General features: G+C 35.8%; 19 protein-coding genes. 2 read left to right on the forward strand and 17 right to left on the reverse strand.

Going from position 1 to position 15,619, the window contains the following annotated elements:
* Positions 1-84 precede the first annotated feature (84 nt).
* Positions 85-1,323 carry a DNA polymerase IV gene (locus tag GFJ36_RS21520; RefSeq protein WP_097889625.1) on the reverse strand — a complete coding sequence of 413 codons (1,239 nt, stop codon included), beginning with the start codon at positions 1,321-1,323 and terminating at the stop codon, positions 85-87.
* A 144-nt stretch (positions 1,324-1,467) separates the two neighbouring features.
* Here GFJ36_RS21520 and GFJ36_RS21525 point away from each other — a divergent pair, with 144 nt between their 5' ends.
* Complete coding sequence (locus GFJ36_RS21525; RefSeq protein ID WP_046956380.1) at positions 1,468-1,668, forward strand: hypothetical protein; 201 nt, start codon at positions 1,468-1,470, stop codon at positions 1,666-1,668.
* 44 nt (positions 1,669-1,712) lie between these two features.
* Here GFJ36_RS21525 and GFJ36_RS21530 read toward each other — a convergent pair whose 3' ends face one another.
* Positions 1,713-2,831, reverse strand: coding sequence for a tripeptidase T (locus tag GFJ36_RS21530; RefSeq protein WP_048546358.1), 1,119 nt, complete (start codon positions 2,829-2,831; stop codon positions 1,713-1,715).
* Between the two features lie 127 nt (positions 2,832-2,958).
* Positions 2,959-3,504, reverse strand: a complete 546-nt coding sequence (locus GFJ36_RS21535; RefSeq protein ID WP_002008488.1) for a GNAT family N-acetyltransferase — start codon at positions 3,502-3,504, stop codon at positions 2,959-2,961.
* A gap of 190 nt (positions 3,505-3,694) precedes the next feature.
* On the opposite strand from GFJ36_RS21535, the gene prli42 reads away from it, so the two are divergent.
* On the forward strand, positions 3,695-3,787 hold the full coding sequence (prli42, locus tag GFJ36_RS21540; RefSeq protein WP_000549038.1) for a stressosome-associated protein Prli42: 93 nt from the start codon (positions 3,695-3,697) through the stop codon (positions 3,785-3,787).
* Positions 3,788-3,864: 77 nt separating this feature from the next.
* Here prli42 and GFJ36_RS21545 read toward each other — a convergent pair whose 3' ends face one another.
* The 14 genes from GFJ36_RS21545 to bfmBAA all read right to left on the reverse strand — a co-directional run bounded on the left by GFJ36_RS21545 (position 3,865) and on the right by bfmBAA (position 15,608).
* The gene (locus GFJ36_RS21545; RefSeq protein ID WP_000281162.1) at positions 3,865-4,104 is read right to left on the reverse strand and encodes a DUF3894 domain-containing protein; all 240 of its coding nucleotides are present in this window, start codon (positions 4,102-4,104) and stop codon (positions 3,865-3,867) included.
* 147 nt (positions 4,105-4,251) lie between these two features.
* The gene (locus GFJ36_RS21550) at positions 4,252-4,797 is read right to left on the reverse strand and encodes a L,D-transpeptidase (RefSeq protein WP_106382652.1); all 546 of its coding nucleotides are present in this window, start codon (positions 4,795-4,797) and stop codon (positions 4,252-4,254) included.
* A gap of 15 nt (positions 4,798-4,812) precedes the next feature.
* Positions 4,813-5,781, reverse strand: coding sequence for an aromatic acid exporter family protein (locus GFJ36_RS21555; protein WP_000472675.1), 969 nt, complete (start codon positions 5,779-5,781; stop codon positions 4,813-4,815).
* Between the two features lie 100 nt (positions 5,782-5,881).
* Complete coding sequence (locus GFJ36_RS21560) at positions 5,882-6,604, reverse strand: amino acid ABC transporter ATP-binding protein (RefSeq protein ID WP_087985156.1); 723 nt, start codon at positions 6,602-6,604, stop codon at positions 5,882-5,884.
* On the reverse strand, positions 6,597-7,256 hold the full coding sequence (locus tag GFJ36_RS21565) for an amino acid ABC transporter permease (protein WP_001046922.1): 660 nt from the start codon (positions 7,254-7,256) through the stop codon (positions 6,597-6,599). The genes GFJ36_RS21560 and GFJ36_RS21565 overlap by 8 nt, the downstream gene beginning before the upstream one ends.
* 36 nt (positions 7,257-7,292) lie before the next feature.
* Positions 7,293-8,072: a transporter substrate-binding domain-containing protein gene (locus tag GFJ36_RS21570; protein WP_000735475.1), complete on the reverse strand. Its 780-nt coding sequence runs from the start codon at positions 8,070-8,072 to the stop codon at positions 7,293-7,295.
* Positions 8,073-8,324: 252 nt separating this feature from the next.
* Positions 8,325-8,738 carry a BrxA/BrxB family bacilliredoxin gene (locus GFJ36_RS21575; protein WP_170968331.1) on the reverse strand — a complete coding sequence of 138 codons (414 nt, stop codon included), beginning with the start codon at positions 8,736-8,738 and terminating at the stop codon, positions 8,325-8,327.
* A gap of 144 nt (positions 8,739-8,882) precedes the next feature.
* Positions 8,883-9,290, reverse strand: a complete 408-nt coding sequence (locus GFJ36_RS21580) for a YjdF family protein (protein WP_073516449.1) — start codon at positions 9,288-9,290, stop codon at positions 8,883-8,885.
* 122 nt (positions 9,291-9,412) lie between these two features.
* Positions 9,413-9,877 (reverse strand): NUDIX hydrolase, encoded by a 465-nt coding sequence (locus GFJ36_RS21585; protein ID WP_087985159.1) that lies wholly within the window; start codon positions 9,875-9,877, stop codon positions 9,413-9,415.
* A 70-nt stretch (positions 9,878-9,947) separates the two neighbouring features.
* Positions 9,948-10,652, reverse strand: coding sequence for a DUF421 domain-containing protein (locus GFJ36_RS21590; protein WP_048546371.1), 705 nt, complete (start codon positions 10,650-10,652; stop codon positions 9,948-9,950).
* 106 nt (positions 10,653-10,758) lie between these two features.
* A complete protein-coding gene (locus GFJ36_RS21595; RefSeq protein WP_087985160.1) occupies positions 10,759-11,937 on the reverse strand; it encodes an FtsW/RodA/SpoVE family cell cycle protein in 1,179 nt (392 codons plus the stop codon).
* Positions 11,938-12,277: 340 nt separating this feature from the next.
* Entirely contained in the window at positions 12,278-13,594 is a 1,317-nt protein-coding gene (locus tag GFJ36_RS21600; protein WP_000257677.1) for a dihydrolipoamide acetyltransferase family protein, read from the reverse strand.
* Positions 13,595-13,609: 15 nt separating this feature from the next.
* Positions 13,610-14,593, reverse strand: coding sequence for a 3-methyl-2-oxobutanoate dehydrogenase subunit beta (gene bfmBAB, locus GFJ36_RS21605; RefSeq protein WP_097889624.1), 984 nt, complete (start codon positions 14,591-14,593; stop codon positions 13,610-13,612).
* Between the two features lie 13 nt (positions 14,594-14,606).
* The gene (gene bfmBAA, locus GFJ36_RS21610; RefSeq protein WP_000852549.1) at positions 14,607-15,608 is read right to left on the reverse strand and encodes a 3-methyl-2-oxobutanoate dehydrogenase subunit alpha; all 1,002 of its coding nucleotides are present in this window, start codon (positions 15,606-15,608) and stop codon (positions 14,607-14,609) included.
* Between the last annotated feature and the right edge of the window lie 11 nt (positions 15,609-15,619).

Raw genomic sequence — 15,619 nt, forward strand, 5'->3', positions numbered from 1 at the left:
TCTATAAAAACTTTATAGTAAAAAATTTCATAGTTAATTGTAAAAATAAAAGGTGTCATGATATTTACAGCTTCATGACACCTTCTACATAAACTTATTTTCTAATTTTTGCTGAAAAGACTTTTCTTGCTTACGTAATAATTGACTACCTCGTTGTAAAATCGGCATTCCATACTTATCATTAATTTGATCGATGACAGCAAGTAGCGGCTCTTCTTTCGCATCTTCTTCAAATGAAAACAAATCTAATTGTTTCACCGATTCTGTCTTCCACTCTATTTCAGTGGCTGTAACACCTAGTAAACGAACAGAATCACCGTCCCAATGTTGCTTCCATAAACGAGATGCTGCCTGAAAAATATCTCGTTCTTCCCAAATCGCATTTTTCAATTGCTTACTCCGTGTTACTGTCCGCCTATCATGATATTTAATCATAATTTGAATATTATAGCTGACAAGAGTTCGCTTTTGTAATCTTTTACTCACTGATTTTGATAGCCGTTCTAACATATCAAGTAATTCTTTCTCTTCATCCATATCCTTTGAAAAAGTCATCGAATTACCGACACTTTTATGTTGTCCCATTTGACTCGGGTCAACTTCCCTATCATCCATACCTTTTGCCCGCCTTTGTAAATCAACGCCATGCTTTCCAATTTTAGCGCGAATGATATGTTCGTTTCCTTTTGCTAACTGCTCAATTGTTTGTATATGAATATCATTTAATTTTTCAGCTGTTTTTTCTCCAATTCCATGCATTGCTTCAACTGGAAGTGGCCAAATCATTCCTGGAATATCTCGTTTTCGAAGCACGGTAATACCGAGAGGCTTTTTCATATCAGAAGCTGTTTTTGCTAGGAAAAGGTTAGGAGCAATTCCGATGCTACACGGAAGCTGTAACTCTGTTAATAACGCCTGCTGAATCATCTTTGCTATTTCAAGAGGTGAACCGAGTGCGTAGCAATCTGTAATATCTAAATACCCCTCATCTATAGAGACTGGTTGTATTTTTTCCGTAAAACGTGAAAGAATTTGAAACATTTGAAATGAAGCTTCACGATATAATGTAAAATTAGGACGCATTACAACTAATTGCGGGCATAACCTTTTTGCTTCCCAAAGAGGCATCGTTGTACGTATTCCATAGTCTCTTGCCTCATAACTACATGTTATAATAATTCCTTTTCTTTCTTTTTCATTTCCAGCAACTGCTAACGGCTTCCCTTGTAATGATGGGTCATGAGCAATTTCAACAGATGCGAAAAAACAATTCATATCTACATGCAAAATAACACGACCATTTTTCGGATACATTTCTCGCATAGTACTCACTCCCTAACCAGAACGTTCGTTCTTTCATTATATCAAATTTTGCATAATAGTTATAATAATTACTTGTTCTTTTCCTTTCATACATTTGATACAATTTACATAAAATGTATCAAATTACAAAAAGGGGTGATTATGATGAAATCAACTAATAAACTCAACTATACGTTCCTTGTGATTATATTAATCATAGCCATTAATTATTTACTGCTTCCTATTTTCAACTTTAATACATTTGGATTCTTCCCTCGTCTAGTACATATAGCAACAACTTATATATTGCCATGGATTTTCTTGTATTGGCTGATCCGCCTTGTAAAAGCAATCGAATCAAAATAAAAAGCGTGTAAATCAATTGTGATTTACACGCTTTTTCTATTACATTACTTCGCTACTTCTTCAATAATTGCTATAACTAATTCTGCTGTTTTCGCTAATTCTTCAACAGGAATCTTTTCGTTTGTTGTATGAATTTCTTCATAACCAACCGCTAAGTTAACTGTTGGAATACCGTGTCCTGCAATTACGTTTGCATCACTTCCGCCACCACTTTGGTGAAGAGAAGGTGTACGACCAATGTTTTCAGCTGCACGTTTTGCAACTTCTACAACGTGATCGCCCTCAGCAAATTTAAATCCTGGGTACATAACGTTTACTTCAACGTCTGCATGACCACCCATTTCTTTTGCAGTTGTTTCAAATGCTTCTTTCATTTTCGCAACTTGTGCTTCCATTTTCTCATTGATTAAAGAACGCGCTTCTGCAAAGATTTGTACATGATCGCAAACGATATTAGTTTGTGTACCACCTTCAAAACGTCCAATATTTGCAGTTGTTTCAGAATCAATACGACCAAGTGGCATCTTCGCAATTGCTTTCGCTGCGATAGTAATTGCAGATACACCTTTTTCTGGTGCTACACCAGCATGAGCTGTTTTCCCACGAATAATTGCATTCACTTTCGCTTGTGTTGGAGCTGCAACAACGATTTCACCAACTTTTCCATCGCTATCTAATGCGTAACCGTATTTCGCTGTAATGCGCTCACGATCTAATGCTTTTGCACCAACAAGACCAGATTCTTCTCCAACTGTAATAATAAATTCAATTTTACCATGAGGGATGTTTTTCTCTTTTAAAACACGAATTGCTTCGAACATTGATGCTAATCCAGCTTTATCATCCGCACCTAAAATCGTAGTACCATCTGATACGATATATCCATCTTTAATAGAAGGCTTAATTCCATTACCAGGAACTACTGTATCCATATGAGAAGTAAAGTAAATTGTATCAACACCATCTTTTGTTGCTGGTAAAGTACAAATTAAATTACCTGCACCATGCCCAGTAACAGCCATTGTGTCATCTTCAAATACTTCTACACCTAAATCTGTAAACTTCTTTGTTAATACTTTACAAATTTCTGCTTCAAATTTCGTTTCAGAATCTACTTGTACTAATTCCATAAATTCATTTACTAAACGTTCTTGATTAATCATAAGACTGCGCCTCCTGCACTACCATTATGTATGTAACACTATTAATTATAACAGAATTTCGCAAAAGTTTCGAAATACAAGACAAAAAACAGACGGTTTATATGTCTAGATAACCATCTGCTTTCTATTACTCATTTAACAATACCCAGCGCATATGATCTTCCCATACTCCATTAACCATTAACATTTTCCTAGACACGCCCTCATATTGAAAGCCTATCTTCGTCACTACTTGTATAGATGCTAAATTTCGTGGCATAATCGGTGCTTCTATACGATGTAACTGAAATTCCTCAAAAGCAACTTGAATCGCTTTTCTAAGCGCTTCTGTCGTATAACCTTTGTTTAACTCTGCCTTATCTAATTTATAGCCGAGTACACAAGATTGATAAATTCCGCGAACAATTAAATTAAATGAAATACATCCAATTATTTTCGTATCATCACCCTTTTTAAAAATCCAAAGCCTGATGATTTTACCTTCTGCAAACTCTTTTCTATCCTTTTGTAACTTTTTCTTCTGATAATCTAACGTAAAAAAATCATCCGGTCTATACTCTTCCCAAGCTTTTAAAAATTCACGATTTCTGTCGTAATATTGAAGAACTTTTTCAGCATACGACTCATCAATTTCCCTTAAATGTAAACGATTTGTTTCATATATTTTCATCATCGTATCTCCATTCTTCAGCTTGCATAACAAAAAACTTATACTCTATCATTAATTATATATTCTCTACATACATACAAATTTCCTGTTATACTTTACACGCACTTCTCGAATTTTGTCACTTCTCTCCCCTTGTCCACAATATCATTTCTCGTTACAATAATATTGTACTGATTTGCAAGGAGGCTTAACGATGCATAAAAAAGCTCAAAAAGTTATGATTTATGTAATGCTAATTTCTATGCTTGTAACAACATTACTTGCTGGCGCAAGTATGTTTTGGTAAAAAGGACGATGTGTTCGTCCTTTTTTTACTTTTTACACATAACATAATAAAATAAACCATCTCGATATCGAGATGGTTTATTTTATATAAAGCACAATCGCTACAATACTAAAGGAGAATGACATTACAAGTGCTGTTATAAAACTTGTATATTGTTTCTGCTGAAATGCTCCAATAACAAAAGTAAGATTGAGTAATGCCATACATACAATTGCTACAAGATAAGAACATATATTAAAAGTTGCCAATATGAATGTAATAACAAATAGAAATCCCATAAAAAATTGCATATACGAAATTTTTGGATTCAAGTACATATGAGCAACCCCTTTATCTAATTTTTTTATCCTGATCGGTGAGCGCTGATAATCCGCGGGTAAAAAACATCCCACTGATTAAAGTTTCACTTTATCTTTCTATACTCTCATTAACTCATGGTTATGTACACATGTCAAGACAACTTATTACAATAGAAAAAGCCAACCTTTGTTGGCTTTTTCATATGCAATGGCTCCTTTTTGTTTTGCCAATTGCTGAAATGATTTTTTCGACTTCACAATCCATACTTTCGTTCCAATTGGAATGCGATCAAATAAATACTCCACATCGTTTTTCTTCATTCTTATACATCCTTGTGAAATATACTTTCCAATTGAACTAGGTTGGTTTGTTCCATGTATTCCATATTTACTTCCATCAGTTCCTCTTGCATTAAATCCAATCCACCTTGACCCAAGTGGATTTTTCGGTGACCCACCTGGAATATCCTTCGCAATATAATACGGATCCTTCGCTTTCATTACAACATCAAAAGTTCCCTCTGGAGTTAATTCATTTGTTTTCCCTGTCGCTACTGGAAAAACCTTTTGGATCTTTCCATCGTCAATATAAGCTAGTTTATTCGTCGCTTTATTTACAATAATAAAAGGATCTCCGGCACGTGGATTATCACCAAGAGGCCAAATAGGCGATAAAGAAAGACATAATATGAAAGAGAGAAGATACGGCATAATAATTCCTACCTTCTATATAAGTTCTTTTATATTATCCTTTCCCTTAAAACGGCTTTTAATGAGTAAATATTGTTCCATTTCATACACAAGTTGAACAAGCTTCGCACGTATCTCAAATTCTTCACGTGTAACGGGCAATGGCATGTCTCTAAATAATTCTCTCATTTCTTGAAGCTGTCTTAAGGAAATAACCCCAGTACTCTCAGGGCTAATAGCATTTCCAATGTTTTCAACCACATCCGCAATCATATCAGCTTGTTCATATGTCCATGATAAAGAAGCTGCTAATGGTATCATCCGTTCTAAAATTTCGAATTGTTGCATGCGCATATTAAAATAACGATAGTAATAGCCATCTTCTCGCATAAATGCATTCTCAAGTTTCTTAAACGATAAATCCCTTGCTTCATTTAGCATATTTTCAGTTTCAATAAGTTCTGCCCCGCTCCAGCTACTTTCTCTGTTTCGTAAATACACGACCATTTCAAACAAAATTGTTTTAAAGTTACTTTCTATTGTATCCTGATACTCTTTTAGCTTATTTTCACTACTTGGCATATACATATTCACTAATAAAGCCACGCTAATTCCTATCGTTAATATCGCAATTTCATTCCCAACAATAAGCCATGTAATTTGTTTCAATGAATATAGATGCATCACAATAACTGAACTCGTGACAATACCTTCTTGAATTTTAAGCATAACTGCAGTCGGAATAAATGTAAGTAATAATATACTAATTGCAAGTGGTGTATATCCAATTGTTTCAAAAATACAAAAAGCGAATACCATTGATAATACACAAGCTAAAAAACGATGTAACGACACTTGAAGTGATTTACGTTTCGTATTTTGTACACATAATATAACTAAAATGCCCGCTGAACTATAAAATTCTAATCCTAATAACTGCGCAATAAAAACGGCTGCGCCTGTCCCTATTGCTGTTTTTACTGTACGGTATCCAATTTTGAACATAGCACTGCTCCTATATGTATAAACGTATTTACAGTTAGTATAAAAAAAGGATGACACAATGTCATCCTTTTCTACTTATTATTCACGCAACCTTTACATATTACAATATTTTTTGTAAAAATTGTTGCGCACGTTCACTTTTCGGTGCTACAAAAAATTCTGTTGGCGCGCTATCTTCTACAAGCTTTCCACCATCTAAAAAGAGAACACGATCTGCTACTTCTTTTGCAAATCCCATTTCATGTGTAACAATCACCATTGTCATTCCTGTCGTAACTAATGATTTCATAACTTCTAACACTTCTTTTACCATCTCTGGATCTAGTGCTGATGTTGGTTCATCAAATAACATCACTTCTGGTTCCATCGCTAACGCTCTCGCAATTGCTACACGTTGCTTTTGTCCCCCCGAAAGACGATTCGGATACGTATCTTTTTTATCTAATAAACCGACCTTTTCTAAAAGTTTCTCGGCTTTCTTGTCAGCTTCTTGTTTCGTTACTCCTTTTACATTGATAGGAGCATACGTAATATTTTCTAATACAGTCATATGAGGAAATAGGTGAAAATGCTGAAATACCATTCCGACATTTTCACGAACGTGCATAATATTCGTTTTCGGATTCGTTACTTCTTCCGTTCCAATCCAAATGTGACCATTTGTCGGTGCTTCTAGCACATTCATACAACGTAAAAATGTTGATTTCCCTGATCCAGACGGTCCAATAATTGCTACTACTTCCCCTTTTTCAATCGTTGTTGTAATCCCTTTTAATACTTCGTTTTTTCCAAATGATTTATGAAGGTTTTCAATTTTAATCACTTTTCTTCATTCTCCCTTCAATTGCCTTCCCGACTAATGTAAGAATAATGACTAGCATATAATAAATGAGTCCAACAAAAAGTAATGGTTCAAGATATTTAAACGTTTCACCGCCTACAATGTAAGCACGGCGCATTAAATCGGTCGCTCCTATTACTGTTACTACAGCCGATTCTTTCGTAAGTGTCGCAAACTCGTTCACAAGCGCTGGTAATATATTTTTTAATGCTTGAGGGAAAATGATATTTCGCATCATTTTCCCGTAAGGAATTCCTAAAGCCATCGCTGCTTCTGTTTGTCCTTTATCAACCGCTTGAATGCCGGCACGAATTACCTCTGACATATATGCACCTGAATTTAAGCTAAATGCTAATACAGCTGCTACGAATGCTGGTATTTCATAACCAATTATTTGCGGGACACCGAAATAAATAATCATTAATTGCAATACAAGTGGTGTACCACGGAAAATTGATGTATAAAAATCTGCCGCTATATTTAATGCTCGTATTCTAGCAATTTTGCAAAGCGCTAATAACGTTCCTAAAATAAACCCAACTAACGCTGATACTGCTACAATTTTTAAAGTAACTTCTAGGCCTTTTAGTATATATGGTATCGAAGGCGTAATCGCCGAAAAATCTAAGTTCATTCTTTTCATTCCCCTCACAGAAAAGTGAAAGGCAGCTTATTTTTCGCTGCCAAACCATTTCTTCACTAATTTATCCATTTCTCCATTTTCTTGCATTTTTTTAATTACTTTATTAAATTCTGCTGTTTTATCACTGTTTTTCGGAAGGGCAATTGCTGCTCCTACTTCTTCTGGTGCTTCTTTAATTTCAATTCCTTGTAATTCTTTCATTTTTTCTAAATAATTTTTAGCAACTGTGTCTTCTATAATTGCAGCGTCAAAACGACCAGCTTTAATTTCTTGTACGATTTCTGGTATACGGTCACGTCCCTCAACTTTGAAATCTACTTGTTTTTTAAATTCTGCTGCTTTCTCTTCTTGGATAGATCCTGTTTGTACCCCTACTTTTTTCCCTTTTAAATCCTCTACAGATTGAATATTAGAATCCTTTTTAGAAACGACCATGTTTTTCGCAACAAAATATATATCTGTGAAGTCAACATTATTTTTACGCTCTGCCGTTGGCGTCATACCTGCCATTACGAAATCAACTTTTCCTGAGCTAAGGGATGCTAATAAACCACCAAAATCCATATCTTTCACTTTCACTTCATAACCAAGTTCTTTTCCGATATATTTAGCAACATCAACATCAAAGCCGATAATTTCATCACTTTTTGAAGCTTCTACGTATTCATATGGTTTATAATCTGCTGAAGTCCCCATAACCAGTACTTTCTTATTTTTTCCAGTAGCCTTTTCTTCCCCATTACTACAAGCACTGAACATACTTACAATTAAAATAAGTGCAAACGATATTGATAATAACTTCTTCATCTTTCTTCCCCCTAATGATGTATATTTAAAAGTTTAATAGAATATTTATTCGATGTTTGTATTGTATCAGCACTTTAATTTTTATGCAATATATAAAATAAAAATAAATAAAATATCAATACAAACAACGTTTGTTATGTATAAAACTCTGCATAAATCAACATAACTATGCATATCCCATAAATTTTAATACTAAATAAAAAAAGGCGGTACATCCACTTCATTGTGGACGTACCGCCTTTTCGCTTATATTTATAGTTCTTCACAATTCTCTTCGAAATAAGATTGTAGTTTTGCAATAACTTGCATTGGTTCATGACCTTCAATTTCATGACGTTCTACCATCGTTACAATTTTTCCATCTTTTAATAAAGCGAATGATGGAGAAGAAGGTGGATATCCTTCGAAATATTCACGAGCTTTTGCTGTCGCTTCTTTATCTTGACCTGCAAACACCGTTACAAGATGGTTAGGACGTTTATCATAATGTACGGAATGCGCAGCAGCAGGACGAGCAATACCACCTGCACAACCACATACAGAGTTTATCATTACAAGTGTTGTTCCATTTCTTTTAAACGCTTCTTCTACTGCTTCCGGCGTCGTCAATTCTGTATATCCAGCAGAGACAATCTCTTCACGCGCTTGGCGGACAACATCATTCATAAAAAAGTTAAAATTAATCAATCTTTTCCCTCCTCTAAAACTATCTATTTGTATCTTACCAGTTAATGTTTATGAAATACAAGTAAGTTTACTTGTATTTAGGCATAGAAAAGGTGTTAGAGCCCTTGCTCTAACACCTTTTTTTTAATGGCCACGATGCTTTTGCTTTGCTTTTTGTACTTTAATTAAACGTCTTCTTTGTTTTTCAGCTTCTCGCTTCTCTTTAGACTGCACTTTCTTTTCTTGTTTATACAATTCATAAGATAAACTAATCGCTTCTTGTGCCTTAGTAAAACGCTTTACATTTACTTCTTTTGCCGCTTGTCGTATGATACGTTTTATATTTTTTGGACGCTGTTTTTCTTCCACTTCCACACCGCATTTTGCAACATGCTGGAAATATGCTAACATTGGACCATTCACAAATATAAGTACTTCTTCATCTGAAGGTTCCATTCCAAAAATATACCTTGCTCCATACAATTTTCCTTTTTCTTTATGCGTAATAATTCCTACGAAAAATTGACCATCATGATATACTGTCAAATCCATTGACAGCCCCTCCTTTAAAAAAATTAGAAATACTGGACATCCCGGAGGGGAAGGTTACTGACATGAAATCATGCGTCTGGACTACCGACCAGAACTGTGTTTTTGTATTTCTTTCACTATTATTATATCTCTTTTTCCATAATCTTCATATATTCACCAATCATTTTTTTATGCGATCCTACAATATAGTCAGGTAGTTCTGTTAGTGGGAAGAATGTAAGCTGAACCGCTTCTTCTTTATTCATAACAAACTCCCCTTCATATTCATCCGTATAATAGGCTGTCGTTACGGATTGAAATTCATCACCATTTGCTAGTTTTGTAAAATAATTCGCTCCCGAAAATACATTAATTAATCGCAAGTTCTTCACTTCTATTCCTGTCTCTTCATATACTTCACGGCAAGCTGTTTCTTCTGGTGATTCGCCAAGCTCCATTAATCCGCCAGGCAATCCCCATTTTCCGTAAGGCTCTGTTCTTTGCTGTAATAAAACATCCCCATTTTCATTTATAACGAGTACAACAGCACCAACTAAAATTAAAGGGCGATGACCAACTATTTTTCGTAATTCTTCTACATATCCCATCGTATCGCCTCCTTTTTCGTTGTCCACACTATTGTATCATATGTATGAAACGACAAAATGCGTATATTTTTCATTTTTTTAACAAAATATTTATTTTATGTGCTTCATCTACTGTAGCTAACATAATGGATTCAACTTCTGCGTTTTTCTCTAGAAATTCTCTCGCCCATTCTTCTGTTTTCCCTAATAAAGCAAGAACATCTTTCTGAATGCTCCCATCCTTTACTAATACAAATGAAACTGGAGATTTTTTTCCCGCCACTTTCAGATCAAGCCGCGAAACTGCTTCATATTCTGGATACTGAAATATAGAAACGACACCGTTCGCTTCCCATAATGCTAATTTAATCTTTTGAATATCACTCACATTTCGCATACGAAGTTCCGAAAATAAATATTCCACCGTAATTCTCGCTTTTTTCAAATTGCTAAAATCAATGGAACCATTGTGTATAAGAATAATAGGTGCTGGCTCTAAAAAGCGTCTCCATCTATCCCATTTCAACATTAAGACTGAGCTTATAATGTGAAGTACAACGAGTATGAACGTTGTAATCATTGATCCGAGTAATCCTACTTTTTCATCAGATAATGCGTTAGAAATATTTCCACCAAGCAATAATACTAATACGACATCTAAAAAACGAAGTTGCGCGATGGATCTTTGCCCCATCGCTTTCGCAACTAATATTAAAAATATGTATGCTATAATAGCCCGAATAACCCATTCACTATTGGAAAGATGCCGTGCCCCTTCAAAAATATGCATATGCATCACTTTGCACTCCTTACCCGTCTCAAACTGCTACTTTGTTTTAGTTTGCAACGTTTAAGAGCATATATGTAAAAAAGCTGGTTCGTATTTACACGAACCAGCTTTTTTACTTAACAGAAAACATATACTTTTTATACGTTTTCCGTACCGATAATATGAGACCCATCATAATCATATTCGAGAACAAGGAACTTCCCCCATACGATAAGAACGGTAATGCAATCCCTTTTACAGGCATTAATCCAACGATCATACCGATGTTTTGGAATATTTGAACCGTTAATATTCCAATTGCTCCAGCACATAATAATGTACCGAATAAATTATCAGCAGAATAACCGATAATAATTGTTCGATATAGTAGTAATAGGAACAAAAATACAACTAACGCGGCTACGATAAATCCACCTTCTTCGGCAATTGTAGCAAAAATAAAGTCAGTATGCTTCTCAGGGATATAGACGTTCCCTTCGCCAAATCCTTTCCCTTCCATACCGCCACTACCTACAGCTAAAATCGATTGCTGTGTTTGATAACCTTGATCTGCATTTTCAAATGGATTTAACCAACCTACAATACGTGATTGTTGGTGAGGTTTTAGTAACGTAACTAACTTATTAAAGAAGAAATCCTCATACCTTACGTAAATAAATATTAACGTAGATAATACGGTCACCGGAATAACTGTACATAACGCTATCAATTTCTTCTGAATACCTGACATAAATAAAATACATGCAATAGCAGCAGCATATAAGAACACCATCCCTGTATCCGGTTGGCTATATACAACAGCCATAGGCGGAAGGGATACTAACACAATTTTACCTACTAATTGTAAATCCGTTTGGAATGTCCTTGCCATATACTGTGCATTATGTTTCACTGCTATACTTGCTACTACGAGAAGCAATGAAATTTTGAAAAACTCAGATGGTTGAATTTGTCCAACTAACGGAAATACAAACCATCTTTTTGCACCTAATTTTTCAGGTGTGAAAGTGGAAACCGGTAGTATTTTCAAAAGAATAAGTGAACCAAATCCAACGATATAAAGTGGCCAAGACAATTTTTGTAATTGATCTAAGTCGATGCTTGCAACAAGCAATAACAATACAACTCCAATTATGTAGTTCAAACCCTGTTTCATCGCAAAGTTTGCCTCTCCATATTGGCCAGTTTGCTGACTGCTATATATAGCGGCTATACTCGTAACACATAATGCTAACAAAATTAATATTAATTTTACATCTAAACTTTTTAGAAACTCGGTACTTCTTTTCATGACATCCTCCTGAAACATTGTTACAGCAAAATAAAAAACCAGGAGTCAACATTCTTCATGTTTTGACGACTGATTACACATTATCTATAAAACACTTATATAGAATAACTCTCTTTTTCATACAATACAATATATTATACTACAGTTTCGTCAGTAAGATTTGCCAAAAAAATTATTCTTTTCTTATTTTATATCCATATACCATATATCAGCAATGTATTTTCATAAATTCCTAATACATAATCGTTCATTGTAAGATTACTGGGGAAGATATTATACATATAGTAGGATGTAGATGAAGAAATAAGATGATAAAAAGCTCGCATAAGCGAGCTTTTTATTAATATACAGATGTATTATTTTCTGACGTATTTTCTAAAATTTCTTTTACACGTCCTAAGAACTTACCACAAATTAAGCCATCTAGTACACGATGATCAAGTGATAAACATAAGTTAACCATGTCGCGAGCACCGAACATACCATTATCCATAATTACTGGGCGTTTTACAATTGATTCAACTTGTAAAATAGCCGCTTGTGGATAATTAATAATACCCATAGATTGAACAGAACCAAATGATCCTGTGTTATTAATTGTAAATGTTCCACCTTGCATTTCGTCCGCTTTTAACGATTTCGTACGTACTTTTCCTGCAAGCTCTGTAATTTCACGAGCGATACCTTTAATCGTCTTCTCATCCGCGTGTTTAATTACTGGTACAAATAGTTCGTCCTCTGTTGCAACAGCGATAGAAAGGTTAATATCTTTCTTCTGAACGATCTTATCGCCAGCCCACATTGAATTGATTTGAGGATACTCTTTTAACGCTTGCGCTACTGCTTTTACGAAGAAAGCAAAGAACGTTAAATTAAAGCCTTCGCGCTTTTTGAAATCACCTTTAATTGAATTACGGTATGACACAAGGTTTGTCACATCTACTTCAATCATCATCCAAGCATGTGGCGCTTCGTGTTTACTACGTAACATGTTCGCTGCAATTGCTTTACGCACACCTGTTACTGGAATTTCGATATCGCCAGGCATTGTTGGTACAGAAACTGGTTTTGCAGCTTCTACTTTTTGTGCTACTGGCGCTGCTTTTGGTGCTTCTGGACGCGCTTCTACTACTGCTGCTACCGCTTCCTCTTTCTTCGCACCTGCTTGCGGAATATTTCCAGATTCCACCAGCTTTAAAATATCTTTACGAGTGATACGGCCATTTGCTCCCGTACCTTCTACTAAATCTAAATCAACATTATGCTCACCTGCAAGTTTTAAAACAGCTGGTGAAAAACGTGGTTTTCCATCAGTTGGTTGTTTTGCCTTCGGTGCTTTTTCAGACGTAGCTACTTCTGACTTTGGTTCCTCTTTTGTTTTTTCCTCAACAGCTGTCGCTGCTACTTCATCTGCGCCTTCTACTTGAATAACACAAACTACTTCACCTACAGCTAACGTCTCACCTTCACCAGCAATTAATTCTTTCACAATACCAGTGAAAGAAGATGGTACTTCAGCATTTACTTTATCAGTCATTACTTCTGCAAGTGGATCATACTTGTTTACATGATCGCCAACATTAACGAGCCATTTACTAATTGTACCCTCTGTAACGCTCTCCCCGAGCTGAGGCATTGTGATATTTTCTACAGCCATGTATAGTCCCCCCGATTAAAATTCCGCAAGTTCACGCATTGCTTTTTCAACTTTATCTGGATTTACCATAAAGAATTTTTCCATTGTTGGTGCATATGGCATTGCTGGAACGTCTGGACCTGCAAGACGTGCGATTGGCGCATCTAAATCAAACAGACAGTTTTCAGCAATAATTGCTGCCACTTCACTTATAATACTTCCTTCTTTATTGTCCTCTGTTACAAGAAGAACTTTACCTGTTTTAGAAGCTGCTTCAATGATTGCTTCTTTATCTAATGGATATACAGTACGTAAATCAAGAACATGTGCAGAGATGCCATCTTGCGCTAACTTTTCAGCTGCTTGAAGAGCAAAGTGAACACATAATCCGTACGTGATAACAGTAATATCATCACCTTCGCGTTTTACATCTGCTTTTCCGATTGGTAATACGTAATCATCCTCTGGCACTTCACCTTTAATTAAGCGATATGCACGCTTATGCTCAAAGAATAATACTGGATCTTCATCACGAATTGCTGCTTTTAATAAACCTTTTGCATCATACGGTGTAGAAGGAATGACAATTTTTAAACCTGGTTGGTTCGCAAACATCGCTTCCACAGATTGTGAATGATACAATGCACCGTGAACACCTCCGCCAAATGGCGCACGAATTGTAACTGGACAAGTCCAATCGTTATTAGAACGATAACGAATTTTTGCTGCCTCAGAAACAATTTGGTTTACTGCTGGCATGATGAAATCAGCAAACTGCATTTCAGCGATTGGACGCATACCATACATTGCCGCACCAATTGCTACCCCAGCAATTGCAGATTCTGCAAGCGGTGCATCAAGCGCACGATCTTCACCAAATTGATCATATAATCCGTGTGTCGCTTTAAATACGCCACCTTTTTTACCAACATCTTCACCTAAAACAAATACTTTATCATCGCGTTCCATTTCTTCGCGCATTGCTAATGTAATAGCATCAATATAAGACATTACAGCCATGAAACGTTCCCCCCTATTCTGCGTATACGTGCTTCAATGCATCTTCAGGTGCTGCATACGGAGCATTTTCTGCATATTCTGTTGCTTCATTTACGATATGCATAATTTCGTCTAACATTTGTTTTTCAAATTCCTCAGTTAACACGCCAGCTTCTTTTAAATAAGCTGCAAATGTTATGATTGAATCTTTTTTCTTTGCTTCTTCTACTTCTTCTTTATCACGATAAACACGATCATCGTCGTCACTAGAATGTGCTGTTAAACGATATGATACTGTTTCAATTAAAGTTGGGCCTTCACCACGACGGCCGCGGTCTGCTGCCTCTTTTACAGCTTTATATACTGCAAGTGGATCGTTTCCGTCTATTGTATATCCAGGCATACCGTAACCAATTGCACGGTCTGATACGTTTTTACATGCTAATTGTTTTTCAACTGGAATAGAGATTGCGTATTTATTATTTTCACACATGAAAATAACAGGTAGTTTGTGTACACCAGCAAAGTTTGCCCCTTCATGGAAGTCACCTTGGTTTGAAGAACCTTCTCCAAATGTAACAAACGTTACTAAATCTTTCTTTTCCATTTTTCCAGCTAATGCAATACCAACTGCATGTGGTACTTGCGTTGTTACTGGAGATGATCCTGTCACAATACGATTTTTCTTTTGACCGAAGTGACCAGGCATTTGACGACCACCAGAGTTTGGATCTCCAGCTTTCGCGAAAGCAGACAACATAAGCTCTTTAGCTGTCATACCGAACGCTAGTACAACACCCATATCACGGTAGTATGGTAATGCATAATCTTTCTCTCTATCAAGAGCGAATGCTGCTCCAACTTGTGCAGCCTCTTGTCCTTGACAAGAAATTACGAATGGAATTTTACCCGCACGGTTTAATAACCACATACGTTCGTCGATTTTACGTGCAAGTAACATCGTACGGAACATTTCTAATACTTGCTCATCACTTAAGCCAAGCTCTTCATGGCGCTTTTCTTTTACTTCTGCCATTTTTCATAACC

Origin of the sequence: Bacillus sp. EE-W1, assembly GCF_009760835.1 — a bacterium.
Lineage (GTDB): Bacteria > Bacillota > Bacilli > Bacillales > Bacillaceae_G > Bacillus_A > Bacillus_A wiedmannii.

Coding starts and splice junctions, on each gene's coding strand:
- GFJ36_RS21520 (WP_097889625.1), bottom strand. CDS start 1,323: ATGCGAGAAATGTATCCGAAAAATGGTCGTGTTATTTTGCATGTAGAT.
- GFJ36_RS21525 (WP_046956380.1), top strand. CDS start 1,468: ATGAAATCAACTAATAAACTCAACTATACGTTCCTTGTGATTATATTA.
- GFJ36_RS21530 (WP_048546358.1), bottom strand. CDS start 2,831: ATGATTAATCAAGAACGTTTAGTAAATGAATTTATGGAATTAGTACAA.
- GFJ36_RS21535 (WP_002008488.1), bottom strand. CDS start 3,504: ATGATGAAAATATATGAAACAAATCGTTTACATTTAAGGGAAATTGAT.
- prli42 (WP_000549038.1), top strand. CDS start 3,695: ATGCATAAAAAAGCTCAAAAAGTTATGATTTATGTAATGCTAATTTCT.
- GFJ36_RS21545 (WP_000281162.1), bottom strand. CDS start 4,104: ATGTACTTGAATCCAAAAATTTCGTATATGCAATTTTTTATGGGATTT.
- GFJ36_RS21550 (WP_106382652.1), bottom strand. CDS start 4,797: ATGCCGTATCTTCTCTCTTTCATATTATGTCTTTCTTTATCGCCTATT.
- GFJ36_RS21555 (WP_000472675.1), bottom strand. CDS start 5,781: ATGTTCAAAATTGGATACCGTACAGTAAAAACAGCAATAGGGACAGGC.
- GFJ36_RS21565 (WP_001046922.1), bottom strand. CDS start 7,256: ATGAACTTAGATTTTTCGGCGATTACGCCTTCGATACCATATATACTA.
- GFJ36_RS21570 (WP_000735475.1), bottom strand. CDS start 8,072: ATGAAGAAGTTATTATCAATATCGTTTGCACTTATTTTAATTGTAAGT.
- GFJ36_RS21575 (WP_170968331.1), bottom strand. CDS start 8,738: ATGAATGATGTTGTCCGCCAAGCGCGTGAAGAGATTGTCTCTGCTGGA.
- GFJ36_RS21580 (WP_073516449.1), bottom strand. CDS start 9,290: ATGGATTTGACAGTATATCATGATGGTCAATTTTTCGTAGGAATTATT.
- GFJ36_RS21585 (WP_087985159.1), bottom strand. CDS start 9,877: ATGGGATATGTAGAAGAATTACGAAAAATAGTTGGTCATCGCCCTTTA.
- GFJ36_RS21590 (WP_048546371.1), bottom strand. CDS start 10,652: ATGCATATGCATATTTTTGAAGGGGCACGGCATCTTTCCAATAGTGAA.
- GFJ36_RS21595 (WP_087985160.1), bottom strand. CDS start 11,937: ATGAAAAGAAGTACCGAGTTTCTAAAAAGTTTAGATGTAAAATTAATA.
- GFJ36_RS21600 (WP_000257677.1), bottom strand. CDS start 13,594: ATGGCTGTAGAAAATATCACAATGCCTCAGCTCGGGGAGAGCGTTACA.
- bfmBAB (WP_097889624.1), bottom strand. CDS start 14,593: ATGGCTGTAATGTCTTATATTGATGCTATTACATTAGCAATGCGCGAA.
- bfmBAA (WP_000852549.1), bottom strand. CDS start 15,608: ATGGCAGAAGTAAAAGAAAAGCGCCATGAAGAGCTTGGCTTAAGTGAT.